We start from the raw sequence: 439 nt of genomic DNA on the forward strand, positions 1-439 counted from the left end.
AGTCTGCGTAAGAAATCGCTCCAACCGCAAAGACTGGATCGCTCTCATTTGCACGGACATGACGATCGATGAAAATGAAATCATCAGAATTTACGGCAAAAGATGGGACATCGAGGTTTTCTTCAAGACCTACAAGAGTTTCTTGAAGCTTGGCACTGAATACCATGGCCTCTCATATGATGCATTGACTGCCCATACGGCTTTCGTCTTTCTGCGCTACATGTTCATGTCAGTTGAGAAGCGCGATGATGAAGACGATAGGACTATGGGCGGGCTATTTTACTGCATGATAAACGAGCTTGCGGACATAACTTTCCATCACTCCCTTCAGATCCTGGTAGAAGCCATGTTCGAGAGCGTGAAAGAGATCTTCCAACCGACAGAAGAGCAGATGGAAAGGTTCACCAACGCTTTCATTTCACGCCTCCCGAAGTACATG

At 46.5% G+C, this 439-nt stretch carries 1 pseudogene; it reads left to right on the plus strand.

What is annotated here, in order from left to right:
* A pseudogene (locus FD23_RS08820) lies at positions 1–439 on the plus strand (IS4 family transposase); the annotation flags it as partial.

This window comes from Lactobacillus delbrueckii subsp. delbrueckii DSM 20074 = JCM 1012, assembly GCF_001433875.1.
Lineage (GTDB): Bacteria > Bacillota > Bacilli > Lactobacillales > Lactobacillaceae > Lactobacillus > Lactobacillus delbrueckii.